At 61.1% G+C, this 15,419-nt stretch carries 12 protein-coding genes and 1 tRNA gene; 7 read left to right on the top strand and 6 right to left on the bottom strand.

Annotation, left to right across the window (positions count from 1 at the left end; all coding sequences use genetic code 11):
- Positions 1-27: 27 nt before the first annotated feature.
- From GTP44_RS13380 to GTP44_RS13355, 6 genes are all read right to left on the bottom strand, one after another.
- Positions 28-1,143, bottom strand: a complete 1,116-nt coding sequence (locus tag GTP44_RS13380; RefSeq protein ID WP_161019831.1) for a glycosyltransferase family 4 protein — start codon at positions 1,141-1,143, stop codon at positions 28-30.
- A 50-nt stretch (positions 1,144-1,193) separates the two neighbouring features.
- Complete coding sequence (locus tag GTP44_RS13375) at positions 1,194-2,165, bottom strand: hypothetical protein (protein ID WP_161019830.1); 972 nt, start codon at positions 2,163-2,165, stop codon at positions 1,194-1,196.
- A 63-nt stretch (positions 2,166-2,228) separates the two neighbouring features.
- Positions 2,229-3,752, bottom strand: a complete 1,524-nt coding sequence (locus tag GTP44_RS13370; RefSeq protein ID WP_161019829.1) for a lipopolysaccharide biosynthesis protein — start codon at positions 3,750-3,752, stop codon at positions 2,229-2,231.
- 22 nt (positions 3,753-3,774) lie between these two features.
- Positions 3,775-4,809, bottom strand: coding sequence for an NAD-dependent epimerase/dehydratase family protein (locus tag GTP44_RS13365; RefSeq protein WP_161019828.1), 1,035 nt, complete (start codon positions 4,807-4,809; stop codon positions 3,775-3,777).
- Between the two features lie 8 nt (positions 4,810-4,817).
- A complete protein-coding gene (gene tviB / locus GTP44_RS13360; RefSeq protein ID WP_161019827.1) occupies positions 4,818-6,098 on the bottom strand; it encodes a Vi polysaccharide biosynthesis UDP-N-acetylglucosamine C-6 dehydrogenase TviB in 1,281 nt (426 codons plus the stop codon).
- A 79-nt stretch (positions 6,099-6,177) separates the two neighbouring features.
- Complete coding sequence (locus GTP44_RS13355) at positions 6,178-7,995, bottom strand: polysaccharide biosynthesis protein (protein WP_229256907.1); 1,818 nt, start codon at positions 7,993-7,995, stop codon at positions 6,178-6,180.
- A gap of 499 nt (positions 7,996-8,494) precedes the next feature.
- Here GTP44_RS13355 and GTP44_RS13350 point away from each other — a divergent pair, with 499 nt between their 5' ends.
- From GTP44_RS13350 to GTP44_RS13320, 7 genes are all read left to right on the top strand, one after another.
- Positions 8,495-9,841 (top strand): outer membrane beta-barrel protein, encoded by a 1,347-nt coding sequence (locus GTP44_RS13350; protein ID WP_161019826.1) that lies wholly within the window; start codon positions 8,495-8,497, stop codon positions 9,839-9,841.
- Positions 9,842-9,944: 103 nt separating this feature from the next.
- Positions 9,945-10,517, top strand: coding sequence for a polysaccharide biosynthesis/export family protein (locus tag GTP44_RS13345; RefSeq protein WP_202424070.1), 573 nt, complete (start codon positions 9,945-9,947; stop codon positions 10,515-10,517).
- A 60-nt stretch (positions 10,518-10,577) separates the two neighbouring features.
- The gene (locus GTP44_RS13340) at positions 10,578-12,848 is read left to right on the top strand and encodes a GumC family protein (protein WP_161019824.1); all 2,271 of its coding nucleotides are present in this window, start codon (positions 10,578-10,580) and stop codon (positions 12,846-12,848) included.
- A gap of 47 nt (positions 12,849-12,895) precedes the next feature.
- On the top strand, positions 12,896-13,633 hold the full coding sequence (locus GTP44_RS13335) for a tyrosine-protein phosphatase (protein ID WP_161019823.1): 738 nt from the start codon (positions 12,896-12,898) through the stop codon (positions 13,631-13,633).
- The gene (locus GTP44_RS13330) at positions 13,630-14,277 is read left to right on the top strand and encodes a hypothetical protein (protein ID WP_161019822.1); all 648 of its coding nucleotides are present in this window, start codon (positions 13,630-13,632) and stop codon (positions 14,275-14,277) included. Before GTP44_RS13335 ends, GTP44_RS13330 begins: the two co-directional genes overlap by 4 nt.
- 81 nt (positions 14,278-14,358) lie before the next feature.
- Positions 14,359-14,434: transfer RNA gene (locus tag GTP44_RS13325), tRNA-Asn, on the top strand.
- A 178-nt stretch (positions 14,435-14,612) separates the two neighbouring features.
- A complete protein-coding gene (locus GTP44_RS13320) occupies positions 14,613-15,413 on the top strand; it encodes a bestrophin-like domain (RefSeq protein ID WP_161019821.1) in 801 nt (266 codons plus the stop codon).
- Positions 15,414-15,419 lie beyond the last annotated feature (6 nt).

Below are 15,419 nucleotides of genomic sequence, written 5' to 3'. Positions count from 1 at the left end.
CGGTGGGCACGTGTGGGTGGGGTGGGGCTAGCGCAGCGCTCCGACCTCTCTGAACAGCGCCTCCCATTGTGACAAAACAGCCTCCACCGAGAAGCGGCGCATGACTGAGCTGCGCGCCTGGGGCCCGAGGCGTTCGCGCAATTGCGCGTCGCCCATCAGGGTGCGCAGGGCTTGTTCCATGCCGGCCGTGTCATTACTCGGCACCAGCAGCGCCACTTGACCGGCTTCGGTCATTTCGCGTGGCCCGCTGGGGCAATCAAAGGTCACGCAGGGCAGGCCGGTGGCCATCGCCTCCAGCAGCGCGTTCGGAAAGCCCTCGTAGCGCGACGCCAATACGAAGCCGTCGGCCTGCTGTAGTGTGGCGTGGATGTCCGACGACGGCCCGCGCAACTCAATCCGCTGCGCCAGACCATGGGCGTCGATGCGCCGCTGCAGCTGGGCTTCGAGCGGCCCCTTGCCGACGATGTGAAAGTGCCAATCGGGATGGGCGGATGCGAGGCGGGCAAAAATATCGATCAGCAAGCCAAACTGTTTTTCATCCGCGAGGCGGCCGACACCGACCAGGTGGCGCCGTGTGCTTTCCCGCCTGCGCGCCGGCGCCAGCTCAAACTGCGGCGGAATCGGATTCGGAATCACCGCCAAGCGCTTCAGACGGGTTTTGGCTTGGCGGTATTTTTGCTCGACCGCAGCGGTCTGCACCATCAGGCAACTGGCAAAGCGGTAGGTCAGTGCGCCATACAGTTTGCCGATCCGCGTCGTTGGCTGGGCGAACGGGTCACTGCGTTCGCAGACGATGGTCGGAATGCGCAAGCCGGCTGAGGCGATCACGGCCGCCGCGTTGACATTGGTGATGAAGGAAATAATCACGTCGGGTCGGGTCGCGCGGAAAAACCGGCGCAACGCCAATAGCCGGACCAGCATGGTTTTCCAGTTTTTCTTGCCGGCGCCGTTGGCGCCCGCCACGTCCGCCAAATAGCGCAGCTCGACCTGGTCCGCCAGCGGATAGAAGCAGTCGCCGCGACCGGAAAAAGTCGGCATGATGGTGACCTGATGGCCACGCGCTGACCATGCGTTGGCCAGCGTGGCGGCCACCCGCTCGGCGCCGCCGGCGCCCATCGACGAGGTTAAAAGCACAATTTTCATGGTGTGTTGTCTGCAGGGGCCGGGCATCAGAACCCAGTGGTTGTCCGTTATTAGGAATAGCTAAACCAGTAGTAATATTGAACCAGCTGATAGCTGAACAATGCGCCGAGCAGGATGTTGCGGATCCGCTCCGTGCGGTTGCCGAGCGCGTGCAAGATCAGTGGGAAACCGAGGGCGACGAAACGGATGCCGTTGGCGCCGAGCGCCATCATCAGAAAAGGCAGTGTTAACACAACGATCGCGTAATGGTCGCTCCAGGTTTTTTGCGCCTCCTGGTCGCGTTTCGTCAGCATCAGCGCGATACCCAGGGCGAACCAGAAGATTAGATAGGCTACCGAGTTGGTGTCGGTCCCATACTCGATACGCCGGTCTCCCGACCCTTCCAGGATCGCCGCGCGGCCGATGCTCAGCGCCATCGCGATCAAGGTCGCGTAGGCCAGCGTGGCCAGCGCGGCCAGGCGGTAACCGAATTTCTTTTCAAGGCGCACCGCGAAATGGCAAAACACATAGGTGGTCACCAGCACGAAGCCGATGGTATGGATCAGCACCGCCGTCCCGACCAGCGCGATGACCAGCACGCGCCGCTTGGTATTGAAGGCGATCAACAAAATCGAGACGCTGAGCGCGCTACGCACCTGCGACATGATCAGGTCGACCACCAGCGGGTTAAGCAGAAAGAAGGTGCCCAGGGCAATATTGAAGCGACTGAAGGTCAGCGTTGAAAACACGGCGATGCAGCAAAACGAGACAATTAACAGGCCGGTCATCGGTTGGTCGAAGGTGGAGCCGATCAAGAGTAGCATTTTGCCCCAGAGCGGTTCGCTGGAGACCCATTGCGCGAATGTGTAGGACAGATAGGCCTCGTCGCCGCGCAGCAGGCCGTCGATGCGCACGAGATAGAACGGAATATCGAAAAAGGAGACGTTGAACACCTCTTCCCATGGGAATAAGACGAAAAATAACGCCAGGAACAGGGTTGACAGATAGCTTGCCTGCTCCCGGTTGTTTAACTTATACATCACGCTGCTATATCCTTGATTGACAAACGAGTTGGAGTCCCGTTTCGCGGGAAGAGCGCCATTGCACTAGCGCAACGGCGGCTGGTAGCGCCGCAGATACATCAGGCGCAGTTTATCCGTCAGTATACTGCGGGCGCTGGGGGTGACCACCACGCCTGCCGCGACTGCCAGCGCGCCGACCAAGCCGATCGCGCCCGCGGTCAGCAGACGCTGGTCGGGCAGCGCCAGCAAATACCGCGTCCCGACGACCACCAGCGTTACCACGATATAAATAGGCAGGATATCTGACAGCAGCCAGGGCTTGTTCAGGCCCGGGGCAAATTTCAGGTGGACCAGCGGGATCCAGACGGCGAAATACAAGGCATTGCGCGCCATCCAGGCGTACCCCGCGCCAAGTGCGCCATATTTGTCGACGAGGAATAAAATCAGCGGCACCAACCCGACGGCAAACACCAGATTGCCCACCAGATGCAGTTTTAAATTTCCCTTGGCGAATTGAAGGTAGTAGGGGAACACCGCGATCGCCAGTAGCCCGTTGGCCACCGCGTAAAATTGCAAGATCGGCGCCGCGTGGGCGGCAATCACGGTGTCCCCGGTCCATGCCGTCAGCACTTGCTGGGCGAAGACCGCCAGCGTGACCGATGCTGCCGCCGCCATGATGGTGGCGAACTGGGTGCCCTTGCGATACAGAGCGATGAGCCCGCTGTGATTACCTTCCGCTTCCAATTTCGACAGGCGCGGCAGAATCGCCGAACCAATTGGCGCGGTAACGATACCGACGCCGCTGGCCACCACCACCGCCATCGTGAAATGGGCATACGACGACAACGGTAATAATTTCGACAGCAGCAATTTATCGAGTTGGGTCACAAAGGCCCAAGCCAGCGCATTCAACGCGATCATGCCCGAGAAGCGCAGCGCCCCCCGCAGCGGTGTCCACGACCACGGCGCGTCGGCTTGCGCGCGAGGCAGCAGACGATACAGTTTGGTCGACAACAGCGTCAGTTCCAGTAGCGCCACCAGCACCTGATAGGCAAAGAAGTGGCTGATGCTCGGCCCCCATATTTCGAATACCCCGACCACCACGACGAAGCGCAGCGTCGAGCTGGCGAAGTTTTGCGTGCTGAGCCAGACCTGTTTCTCGAAACCGTTTATCGCCCCAATGTACAAGCCTGACATCCAGCGCAGCGCCACCACCACGATCATATAGGCCAGGCAGCGCTCGACCTCCGCCTGCGGGATGGACTCGATCTTCAGCCAGGAGGTCGCAATGTTGCCGGAGAAGTAATACAGCGTGCCACAGGCGATGATGGCGATCAGGAAAAACAGACCCTCGAGCGCATGCAACAGCTGCCGTAGCTCGGTTATATTGACCGCGCCAGCCCGAAAGCGCGCCACTTGGCGCGAGAACGTCGGCGACAGCCCCACGTCCAGCAATAAAAACCATGCTTGGATGACGGAGAAGAAACCGATCAAACCATAGGCTTCGACCCCGACATAGCGGATGTAGATGGGAACCATGACGATGCTGACCAAGGTCGCATACAACTGACTCGCATAATTCGCAACAATGTTCTGCTTTATCGCCATAACTGCCAGCTACGTCCGTGGTTCAAGATAGCGCCGCGCGCACCGAGGCCACATATGACGGCGTCGCCGCGTCGATGCCCTGGACGATGCGGAACTGCGGCGCATACCCCAGCAAGCGCTTGGCCTTGCCGATATTGGCCTGCGAATGGCGCACGTCGCCGGCGCGGAAGTCGCGGTACACCGGCGCTTTGTCGTAGGCCACGCCATTGTCGGCCAGCGCCCGCTTCAGGTGCCCGAACAGCTGGTTGAGCGTGGTGATGTCGCTGACGGCCACGTTGTACACCTGGTCCTTGCTCTCGTCGGGCGCGGTGGCGGCCAGCAGATTGGCCTGCACGGCGTTCTGGATGTAGCAGAAGTCGCGGCTGGTCTCGCCATCGCCGTTGATGAAGATCTCTTCGCCGCGGATCATGGCGGCGATCCACTTCGGCATCACGGCGGCGTAGGCGCCATCCGGCGCCTGGCGTTTGCCGAACACGTTGAAGTAGCGCAGGCCGATGGTCTTGAAGCCATAGCAGCGGGCGAACACTTCGGCGTACAGCTCGTTGACGTATTTGGTCACCGCATACGGCGACAGCGGCCGGCCGATGGTGTCCTCGACCTTGGGCAGGCCGGGGTGGTCGCCGTAGGTCGAGCTGGAGGCGGCATACACAAACGAACTGACCTCGGCGTCGCGCGCGGCGGTCAGCACGTTGAGGAAACCGCTGATGTTGACGTCGTTGGTGGTGATCGGGTCGTTCAGCGAGCGCGGCACCGAGCCCAGCGCGGCCTGGTGCAGCACATAGTCGACGCCGGCGGTCGCTGCGCGGCAGGCGTCAGCGTCGCGGATGTCGCCCTCGATGAAGCGGAAGCGCTGCCATTGCTCGACGCTGACCGCGCCGCGCACCTCGTCCAGGTTGCGCTGGAAGCCGGTGGCGAAGTTGTCCAGGCCCACCACGCGCTGGTCAAGCTTGAGCAGCGTCTCCAGCAGGTTAGAGCCGATGAAGCCGGCGCAGCCGGTGATTAGCCAGGTTTTCGGATGTTGCGGCAGCGTTTGCAGCAGGTGGTCGTAACGGGTCATGGCATGCATCACAGGCGAATATCGGAGTCGGCTTGATCGAGTACGTATTTCAGGTCATACAGCACATGCTCGGGCTTGCCCAGCGCGCGCAGGCCGGCGGCGCCGATCTCGCGGAATTCGTTGTGCGCCACCGCCAGCACGACCGCGTCGTAGTGGCCGTTCTGCGGTTTGTTGATCGGCAGAATACCATATTCGTGGCGGGCGGCCTCGGCGCTGACCCACGGGTCATAGACGTCGATCTTGACGTTGTACTCCTTCAGTTCGTCGATGATGCTGATCACCTTGGTATTGCGCAGGTCCGGGCAGTTTTCCTTGAACGTCAGGCCCAGCACCAGGATGTTGGCGCCGTCGATCTGAATGCGGCGCTTGAGCATCTCCTTGACCAACTGGCCGGCGACGTAGCCACCCATGCTGTCGTTGATGCGGCGGCCGGCCAGGATCACCTGCGGGTGGTAGCCGATCGACTCGGCCTTATGGGTCAGGTAGTAGGGGTCGACGCCGATGCAGTGGCCGCCCACCAGGCCCGGACGGAAGGGCAGGAAGTTCCATTTGGTGCCGGCCGCTTTGAGCACGTCCTCGGTGTCGATGCCGAGCTTGTTGAAGATGATGGTCAGTTCGTTCATCAGCGCGATGTTCAGGTCGCGCTGGGTGTTTTCGATGACCTTGGCGGCCTCGGCCACGCGGATCGAGGCCGCCTTGTGCGTGCCGGCCTCGATTATACTGCCGTACAGCGCGTCGACGAAGTCGGCCGCTTCCGGCGTCGAGCCGGAGGTGACCTTGGTGATGGTGGTCAGGCGGTGCGCCTTGTCGCCCGGGTTGATGCGCTCCGGGCTGTAGCCGATGTAGAAGTCGCGGTTGTACTGCAGGCCGGACACCTGTTCGATGATCGGCACGCAGTATTCCTCGGTGGCGCCGGGGTAGACGGTCGATTCGAACACGGCGATGTCGCCCTGCTTGATGACCTTGCCCAGCAGCTCGGAGGCGCGCTGCAGCGGCGTCAGGTCCGGCTGTTTGTGGTCGTCGATCGGGGTCGGCACGGTGACGATGTAGACGCTGGCCGCGCGCAGGTCCTCGGCGTCGGTGCTGAAGCTGAGGTGCGTCGCGCTGGCCAGCTCGTCGGCGTCGGTTTCCAGCGTATGGTCGACACCGTCGCGCAGTTCTGCGATGCGTTGGGTGTTGATATCGAAGCCCAAGGTAGGGTACAGCTTGCCGAATTCCACAGCCAGTGGTAGGCCAACGTAGCCGAGGCCGATAATCGCGATAGAGGTGTTGTTTGTCAGAAGTTGCATGTTTGCTCGATAGGTTGGTCAACGCGCTGGCGTTGATGCGGGTGGAAACAGACTACGAAAATAACGATGGCGCGTGTCCCTAGGCGACCATGGGGACGGCTGCCGGCTGGGGCGCGACGGCGGCGCCGAGCGGTGCCGCATCGCGCGGTGGCGACGCGTATTCCGGCACGATGTCGCGCACCACATCCTTGACCCGCTGCTCGTCGAGCGTGGCGCAGGCCTGGCGCAGTGTGTCCAGCATGCGCGCCAGCACCGCCGGCTCCAGCGCGTACTCGGTGGTGACCATGATGCGCGGATGTTCGCTCGGCTGGCTTTCGCCGCCGATCAGCAATTCCTCGTACAGCTTTTCGCCGGGGCGCAGGCCGACATACTTGATCTCGATCTCGTTGTCCGGGAACTCGGCGGTCTTCTCGGTCAGGCCAACCAGGCCGATCATGGTGCGCGCCAGGTCGATGATGCGGATCGGTTCGCCCATGTCCAGCACGAACACCTCGCCGCCGCGCGCCATCGAGCCGGCCTGCATGACCAGCTGCGCCGCCTCGGGAATGAGCATGAAGTAACGGGTGATGTCGGGGTGGGTGATGGTGATCGGGCCGCCGTTGGCGATTTGCGCCTGAAAGAACGGTACCACCGAGCCGGACGAGCCCAGCACATTGCCGAAGCGCACCATGCAGAACGTCGTCGCGGTGTTTTGCAGGGCCGCCGCCTGGAAGATCAGCTCGGCGATGCGCTTGCTGGCACCCATGATGTTGGTCGGGCGCACCGCCTTGTCGCTGGATATCAGCACGCATGTCGCCACCTGATACTTGTGAGCGGCGGCGGCGATCACCTGGGCGCCGATGACGTTGTTGCGGATGCCCTCGATGACGTTCGATTCAACCAGCGGCACATGCTTGTAGGCCGCCGCGTGGTAGATCGTGCCGATCTGGTTCTCGCGCAGGATGCGCTCGACCAGCGGGGCGTCGCACACCGAACCCAAGTAGGGCGTCAGCGCCAGATCGGGAAAGCGCACGCGCAACTCCTGTTCGATCATGAACAGCGAAAACTCGGAATGGTCCAGCAGGCACAGGCGGGTGGGGTGCAGCGCGGCGATCTGGCGGCACAGCTCGCTGCCGATGGAGCCGCCCGCGCCGGTGACCAGCACTTCGCGCCCGTTCACGCACTGGGCGAACAGGTCTTCGCGCGGCGGCACCATGTCGCGCCCCAGCAAGTCCTCGATTTTGACCTCGCGGATGGCCTGCGCGCTGACCTTGTCGTCCGACAGCTCGACCAGGCTGCTGAGCATCTTGACCTGGCAGCCGGTTTCGCTCAGCATGGACATCACTTGGCGGCGACGCTGGCGGCTCGCGTGCGGAATCGCCAGCACGATCAACTGGATGCTTTTTTCCTCGATGATTTCGGCCACCCGCGCGCTGGAGTAGACTTTCAGGCCAGCCACCGTGTGGTGTTTAAAGATGTGCTTGTCGTCAAAAAAACACAGCGGTTGGTATTTTTCGCTGGCGCGCATCGACAGCGCCAGCTGCGCACCGTGCTCGCCGGCGCCGAAGATGGCGATGTTGCGCTTGTTGCGACGCAAGAGGCCGGTGTGGGTGCGCAGGAAATCGCGCACCAGCATGCGCGAGGAGACCACGTAGGAGAAGGTGATGAACCAGTAGATCATCAACGCCGTGCGCGGCAGGCGCTGATCGTTAAACATCGCCGCAGCTAGGTAAGTGGCCAGCGTGACTGCGGCGAGCGCGATGCCGGATTTAATCAGCAGGTGCTTGTCGATGAAGCGGATCACCGCCCGATATAGCCCGGAGACGTGAAACACGGCGATGGTGATGACAGTGATCAGCAGGTAGGGCAAGTAGCCGTAGCTGCTGACTTGTGCCGGGCCGCCCAAGCGCAGCACCATGGAAATCAGCAAGCAGAGTGGGATGGACAGTGCGTCGCCACAAACCATGAGCAGCACCTTCCAGCGCCGCGGCAGTCGCACCAAGGCTGCGGACAGTGTCGCAAGAAAAGCTTGATTCATCTTCAAGAACTCGTTCGTCAGTTGTTTTGGACAGCGGGTGCAGCGCGAAAGGATCGGAAGCCGGGCATGCCCTGCCTGGCGCAATCGTGCACCGTCAGTTCATTCATAAAAGTAGACTGACTTAATATGGTGTAAGATAGCATAGTATTATGCTTTTCCAAAGTAACTTTCCCTTTTTTTAATGACATCGTGCTACTATTTGCTCAGCGCGTGTCTTAAAATAGCTGCAGTGCAACAAAAAACCATGCGCAAAATTTCCTAATGGAAAAAATGATTGCGAGCCCCCTTTTATCGTGCAATGCAGCGCAGGTTGCCAAACTTTCACACTCTTTTCTGTTACTTATCTATGAACGATAAAATTCTGTTTGTGCGTCACATCATGACGCTGGCTGTGGCTGCGGCCTGTACGCAGGTTGCTTGGGCGCAGACTGCGCCTGCGGGTGAACTTGGCGCGCAGGAAAGCAAGTCGTCCGAGTCGGCGCCGGCCCCGGTCACCCCGATCAGCAGCACCGCGCAGAGCACCGACAGCATCTTCGGCGCCACCATCAATCCCAATCAGGTTGCGTTCACGCCTAGCTACGAAAGCAACAGCCGAGCCAGCTTGCCGGGTATCATGACTGCGCCCGCCTTTGGTGCGCCGGTGCGTTTCGGTGGCCTGTATGTTTATCCGGACGTGGTGCTGTCCCACGGTCATAACGATAATTTGTTGGGTTCATCCAACAATGAGTTGGGCACCCAGTTCACTAGCCTTAACACCTATTTGGTGGCCGAACTGAAAAATGATGGCGACCGCTATACCGCTAGTTACACCGGCAACTTTACCCGTTTCGACAAGAGCTCGGCGGATAATTTTGATCACCACACGCTGGCGATCGCCGGCGACAATACTTTCACTAGCCGGGCGCGCCTGGGCTGGACTGCCGGCTACCAAGCTAGCACCGACCCGCGCGGCTCGACCGACCGCACTTTGTCGGCCACGCCGGACAAATGGCACGCCTCGTCGGCGGCCGCCTTGTTTGCCTATGGCGCGCAGGGCGCGATCGGGCGTTTCGAGGTGGAATCGTTCGTGCAGGAGAAGCGCTACGACAACAACCTGACCGTCACCGCCGGCGGCGACCTGAATCTGATCAATGTCGCCGGTCGCTTCCTGTACCGCGTGGCGCCGAAGACCTCGCTGCTGTTTGAATTGCGCAACATCAAGACCGATTACCAGCTGAGTACTTCGACCAACACCAACACCGATCGCCGCGCGCTGGTCGGCGTCACGTGGGAGGCGACCGCCGCCACCACCGGTGTGATCAAGATCGGTCAGCTGAAGAAGGATTTCGACAGCAATGCCCGTAGTGACTACTCCGGCGTGAGCTGGGAGGGTTCGGTGCGCTGGACGCCGTTGACTTATTCGACCCTCGACTTCAATACTTCGCGCGCACCGGCTGATTCTACCGGTGTCGGCGATTACATCCTGAACCGCAACGAGAGCGTACGCTGGAGCCATCAGTGGAACTCGTTCACGACGACGAAAGTTAACCTCGGCCAGGTCGATTCAGCTTATCATGGTATTAATTTGCAACAAAATACCAAGAATTATGGCGTAGGGATCAGTTACGCGGTGCGCCGCTGGCTGAACCTGAGCGCCGAGCTGGCGTCGACCCGCCGGACATCGAATGTGTCGGCTCAGGAATACAAGCGCAACGTGTTCTCTTTGTCGCTTGAAGGCACGTTGTAAGCGCGTGCTTGCGTTCTAATGACGCCGGGTGGGTGGGACTCCCCCCGGCGCTATTGGTTTTGGATCATTGTTTTTGTACTCAGAGTTCTCCATGAAGTTTACATTGTTACTGATAGTCCTGAGCGCGCTGTGCCGCTCCGCTGTAGCACAGGAAGCCCCTCAAGCTGACGCCGACGCCTGGAAGGCCCAGGCGGTGTCGGCCAGCACAGCATACTCGTCCTACCGCTTGGGAGCTGGCGATGTGCTCAACATCGTGGTCTTCGGTGAAGATGACCTCAGCAAGGAAAAAATCAAGCTGACCGATGCCGGCACCCTGTCCTATCCGGTGCTGGGCGAATTGCGGGTGCTGGGCTTGACGGTGGGGGATCTTGAGCGCGTTATCACCGAGGGTTTGCGCGGACGTTATCTGGTCAATCCGCGCGTGTCGGTACAGGTGGCGGAATACCGGCCGTTCTACATCAACGGCATGGTCGAGAAGCCGGGCGGTTATCCGTACCAGCCCGGACTGACGGTGCGCAAGGCGGGCTCGATCGCCGGCGGCTTCCGCGAGCGGGCCTCCTCGTCGAAGATGTATGTGATCCGCGAAAACGACCCGAACAACAAAGCGGAGAAGGTCAACATGAATACCCTGATCAATCCGGGCGACATCGTGACCATTGAAGAAAGCTTCTTCTGATATCCGTGCTGGCCATCGCCGCCCGCCTTACCAAGTTATCCGCATTTATTCTACTTATTCATGAAACCATCTGATTCGCTCACTCCTGTCCCTCCGTCGGCGCAGCCGGCGCATTTGCACGAACTGGAGATCACGCTCGACTTCGTCGAGTATTGGCGCAGTATTACCAAGCGTAAATGGTCGATCCTGGCGTTCGGCGTTATGGTCGCCGTCTTGGCCGCCGTGGCGGTGTTCGCCATGACGCCGATCTATCGTTCGACCGTGACGCTGCTGATCGACGCCAATAAATCCAAGGTGGTGTCGATCGATTCCGTTTATGGCGGCTTTAGCGACAACCGCGACTACTACATGACACAGGTGGAGATCTTGAAGGCGCCCGACGTGGCGCTCAAGACCATTACCAGGATGAAGTTGTGGGAAAATCCCGAATTCGATCCACGCGAGGCTGACGGCGGTCTGGTCAACGATGCGCTGGTAGCTATCGGTTTCGCCGACCAGCGGCCCAAGGTCTGGAACGAGGAGTCGTTGGCGCGCGCCGTGCTGAGCAAGTTCAACAAGCGCCTGACGGTCGAGCCGATACGCCTGAGCTTGCTGGTCAAGGTCAGCTTCGATGCCGCCGACAGGCAACTGGCCGCCGATGTCGCCAATGCCATGGCGGCGACGTTCATCGAGGCCGATCTGGACGTGCATTTCCAGATGACCCAGAAAGCCAGTGCCTGGCTGCAGGACCGCACCGCCGGCATCCGCAAGAAGCTGGACGAGTCCGAGCGCCAGTTGCAGGCGTACCGCGACCAGGCCGGCATCGTGGATGTCAAGAGCGCCTCACAAAGCGGCCAAGGCAAGCAGGTGGAAGAGCTGACCCAGCGCATGGTCGAGTCGCGCCTGCGTCTGGCCGAGGCGGAGAATGCCTACAACCAGATCAAGTCGGCGCCGCCGGGCGCCGATCTGGCGTCGCTGCCGGCTGTGGTACGCAACACCGTGGTCGGCGAGGCGCTGCGTCAGCAGGCCGAAGCCGAGCGTAAATTATCCGAGATTGCCCAGCGCTACGGCCACGACCACCCTAAATACGTGCAGGCCGACGGCGAGGTCAAGGCCGCCCGCGATAATGTCAAGCGCCAGACCGACAACGTGGTGGCCAGCGTGACCCGCGAGTATGAAGTGGCGCGCGGCACCCTGCGCACGCTGGAGGGGGCATTGGGGCAGGCGCGCGGCGCGATCCAGAACACCAATCGCAAGGAATTCCAGCTCAACGTGCTGGAGCGCGAGGTGGAGTCCAACCGCCAGATCTACGACATGTTCGTGAAACGCGCCAAGGAAACCAGTGTTGCCGGCGATCTGGAGAATGCGGTCGCCCGCGTGGTCGATCAGGCCAAGACCTCTGGTGCCCCGGTCAAGCCGAAGAAGGGCCAGATCATCCTGATCGCCCTGGCGCTCGGTCTGCTGGGCGGCGTCATGGCGTCCTTGCTGATGGACCTGCTGGACAACACGCTGAAGAGCACGGCGGACGTCGAGACCAAGCTTAAGCAGCCATTGCTGACTTCGCTGCCGTTGCTGTCCAAAAAGTCGGCAGACCGCACCACCACCGCGCACATCTTCATGGATGAGCCGCAATCGCTGTATGCGGAGTCGATCCGCACCGCACTGACCAGCGTGATGATGTCCACCATCGATCTTGACCGCCGCGTGCTGCTGGTCACCTCCAGCGTGCCGGGCGAGGGCAAGACCACGTTCTCGATCAATCTGGCAATGGCGCATGCGCTGACCAAGCGCACGCTGCTGATCGACGCCGACATGCGCCGTCCGGCTATCGGTAAGGGACTGGAAATCAGTGGCAATGCGGCTGGCCTGTCGGCCCTGGTGGCGGGCACGGCACCGCTGGAGCAGTGCCTGCGCACAGTGGAGGGGACGTCGCTGTCGGTGATCACCGCCGGCATGTCGCCGCTCAATCCGCTGGAAATGCTGATGTCGCAACGCTTCCAGGACACGCTGGCCAAGTTGTCCCAAGAGTTCGAGGTCATCGTCATCGACTCGCCGCCGGTCGGTCTGGTCAGCGACGCGCTGGTGCTGTCGAAATACGCGACCGGCGTCATCTACGTGGCCAAGGCGGTCGATACGCCTTACCAGCTGGCGCGCCGCGGCCTGCTGCGCCTTAAGCGCGCGGACGGCAACATCCTCGGCGTGGTGTTGAACTGCTTCGACTTCAAAAAAGCCGAACGCTACTACGGCGAGTATTCGGCCTACGGCAGCGGCGACTACGGCAAGGACGGCTATGGCGGCTATGGCGTTGGCTATGGCACCGGCGACACCAAGACGAGCAAAAACGCCGCCTAAGCGATGGCCCGGCCGATGCCGGGCCTCGCTCTTGATTACTGACTGTTATGATAGATCTGCACTGCCATTTTCTTCCCGGTGTCGACGATGGTCCGGAACAGCTGGATGAAGCCGTTCAGCTGGCTGAGGCGGCGGTCGCCAACGGCATCCGTGCCGCTGCGCTGACGCCGCATGTTCATCCGCGCCGCTATCCCAACACCCGCGCCAGTCTGCAGCAGGTGTTCTGGGATTTTCAACAGACGCTTATCCAGCGCAATATCCCGCTGCAACTGTTTTTGGGCGGCGAAGTGCGCTTCTCGCCCGAGTCGCTGGAGCTGATCCTGGCCGACAACGTGCCGTTTTACGGCGAGGTGGACGGTTACAAAATCATGTTGCTGGAGTTTCCTCATGAGATGATTCCGGCTGGTAGCCTGCAGTTCGTGCAGAAGCTGCTGAGCATGAATATTCGACCGCTGATCGCCCATCCCGAACGCAACAAGACCGTCATGAACGTCGTCGACAGCATACGTCCGTTCACCGATGCCGGTTGCTGGCTACAGGTGACGGCCGGCTCGCTGACCGGGCGCTTCGGCCGTACCGCGCAAAAGGTGGCGCTGCAATTGCTCGAAGAGGAGCTGATCTGGGCGTTGGCCACCGATGCCCACACGCTGACCACCCGCCCACCCGATCTGGCCTCGGGCCGCGACGCGGTGGCCGAGATCATGGGGCCGCGCCTGGCCAAGCGCATGGTGCTCGACCGTCCCGCCCGCATTCTGGGGCTGGACGCGGCCACGCTGGCGGCATGAGCGGCGTGCGGGGAGAGGGGCGTTACGCCTGGTACGGCCTGGGCTTGCTGGCCGGCGCCGCGTTGCTGTTGGCGCTGTTCTATGCCGGTCGCGCAGCCTTGGTCGACATCGCCACCATGCGCGCCCGCGCCGCCGTGATGCAGCTAAAGCGCGAGGGACGCATGCCGACGCCGTTGGAGTCGCGTGATTACTTGACGGCGCTGGAGACGGCGCTGTCCACCGCGCCCGACAGTGCTCAGCTGCACGAGGACATCGGCTTTCTGTACGCGGTGCGTGGCACCGCCGCGCTGCGCTTCCCGGAAATCTCGCGCGGCCTGCTGACGAAGGCGCTGTTCCACTATGAACTGGCGGCGCGCTACCGGCCGATGGATTCGCACGCCTGGTCCAGCATTGCGCTATGCAAGCACTTCCTCGACCAGAGCGACCCGGCGTTGTGGGCTGCTTACGACAAGGCCATGGCCTACGGCGCCAATGAGCCGGAGACCCAATACGCGCTGTTTACGGTCGGTTTGTCCCGCTGGGCGGAGCTGGGCACGGCACGGCAACAGGCGCTGCAGGCGGCGTACCAGCGCGCCCGGCCGCATTTGCGGGATCGGCTCACGCCGTTGGTTGCGCGCAGCCAGCGCCCCGGTTTCGCGGCCTGAGCGGCGCGCGGATGCTGGGCTAGAAAGCCTTAAAAAAAATTAGCCAAAATTGATTTTGCCCTATATAATTCTGGCCTCAATTCCCTGATAGCTCAGTCGGTAGAGCGACGGACTGTTAATCCGCAGGTCCCTGGTTCGAGTCCAGGTCGGGGAGCCAGTATTCCGAAAGGGCCCGTGAGAAATCACGGGCCCTTTTTCGTTGGGCTGGCTTTCATGAAGTGTTGTATTGTCGCGCTGAGTCCGCAATAGGCAGAGCGGGGTGTTTTGTCTGGGGTAGACTGTTTAGTTAATATGAATTAACAGACAACTCTCTCCGCTCACCTTAAGGACTGATCATGCTTGATTTGTTGTACAACTACCCCGGCTGGCAAGTCGGCACCGTCATTGTGATCGTCCCAATGATTCTGGTGTGCCTGATGCTCAAACTGTTCGACAAACTTATTCCACACGAGTCGCGCCTGGCGCACAACGAGTTTACCGCCAACATCATTTCCGTGATTGGCATTAACTATGCGGTGCTGATCGCTTTTGTGGCGGTGGCGGTATGGGGCTCTTTTGACAAGGCGTCGGCTGTCGCCAATACCGAGGCCGATGTCATCGGCAATATGTACCATGATGCGCCCGGCCTGGGGCATGCCGCCGGAGTTGAACTGCGCATGCACCTGAAGGATTATGTGGATACCGTGGTCACGCAGGAGTGGCCGGAGATGGCGCAAGGGCATTCGCCCAACGCCGGCTGGCGACCGCTGGACGATATTCAGGACATGCTGGCGCGCTATCACGCCCAGTCCAACACCGAGTCGGTGTATCTGACGGAAATATTGAAAAATCTGAACCAGGTGTACGATGCGCGCCGCGGACGGCTGTCGGCCTCGGAAGCGGGCGTGGAGCCGGTGGTCTGGGCCATCGTGTTGCTGGGAACGTGTTTGACGATCGGATTCACCTTCCTGTTCGGCATGCCCAGCCTGCGCATGCACATGGTCATGACCGGCGGCTTCACCGCCGCCGCCATGCTGGTGCTGGTGCTGATCATTGCGCTGGACTGGCCGTTCCGGGGCGAGGTGCAGGTGCAGCCTTCGATGTTTATGCGCACGCAAGCGACCATGCATCGACTCGACCTGCGCCCCATGCCCTGAGCCGGC

Source organism: Duganella lactea, from assembly GCF_009857505.1.
GTDB lineage: Bacteria > Pseudomonadota > Gammaproteobacteria > Burkholderiales > Burkholderiaceae_D > Rugamonas > Rugamonas lactea.
Note: the sequence above shows the minus strand (reverse complement) of the source record. Positions and strands in the feature narration are given on the sequence as shown.

Excerpts from the sequence above, each read along its gene's own strand:
- GTP44_RS13340 (WP_161019824.1), top strand. The coding sequence starts at position 10,578 with ATGAAACCATCTGATTCGCTCACTCCTGTCCCTCCGTCGGCGCAGCCG.
- GTP44_RS13365 (WP_161019828.1), bottom strand. The coding sequence starts at position 4,809 with ATGACCCGTTACGACCACCTGCTGCAAACGCTGCCGCAACATCCGAAA.
- GTP44_RS13330 (WP_161019822.1), top strand. The coding sequence starts at position 13,630 with ATGAGCGGCGTGCGGGGAGAGGGGCGTTACGCCTGGTACGGCCTGGGC.
- tviB (WP_161019827.1), bottom strand. The coding sequence starts at position 6,098 with ATGCAACTTCTGACAAACAACACCTCTATCGCGATTATCGGCCTCGGC.
- GTP44_RS13320 (WP_161019821.1), top strand. The coding sequence starts at position 14,613 with ATGCTTGATTTGTTGTACAACTACCCCGGCTGGCAAGTCGGCACCGTC.
- GTP44_RS13350 (WP_161019826.1), top strand. The coding sequence starts at position 8,495 with ATGACGCTGGCTGTGGCTGCGGCCTGTACGCAGGTTGCTTGGGCGCAG.
- GTP44_RS13355 (WP_229256907.1), bottom strand. The coding sequence starts at position 7,995 with ATGGTGCTGCGCTTGGGCGGCCCGGCACAAGTCAGCAGCTACGGCTAC.
- GTP44_RS13335 (WP_161019823.1), top strand. The coding sequence starts at position 12,896 with ATGATAGATCTGCACTGCCATTTTCTTCCCGGTGTCGACGATGGTCCG.
- GTP44_RS13370 (WP_161019829.1), bottom strand. The coding sequence starts at position 3,752 with ATGGCGATAAAGCAGAACATTGTTGCGAATTATGCGAGTCAGTTGTAT.
- GTP44_RS13380 (WP_161019831.1), bottom strand. The coding sequence starts at position 1,143 with ATGAAAATTGTGCTTTTAACCTCGTCGATGGGCGCCGGCGGCGCCGAG.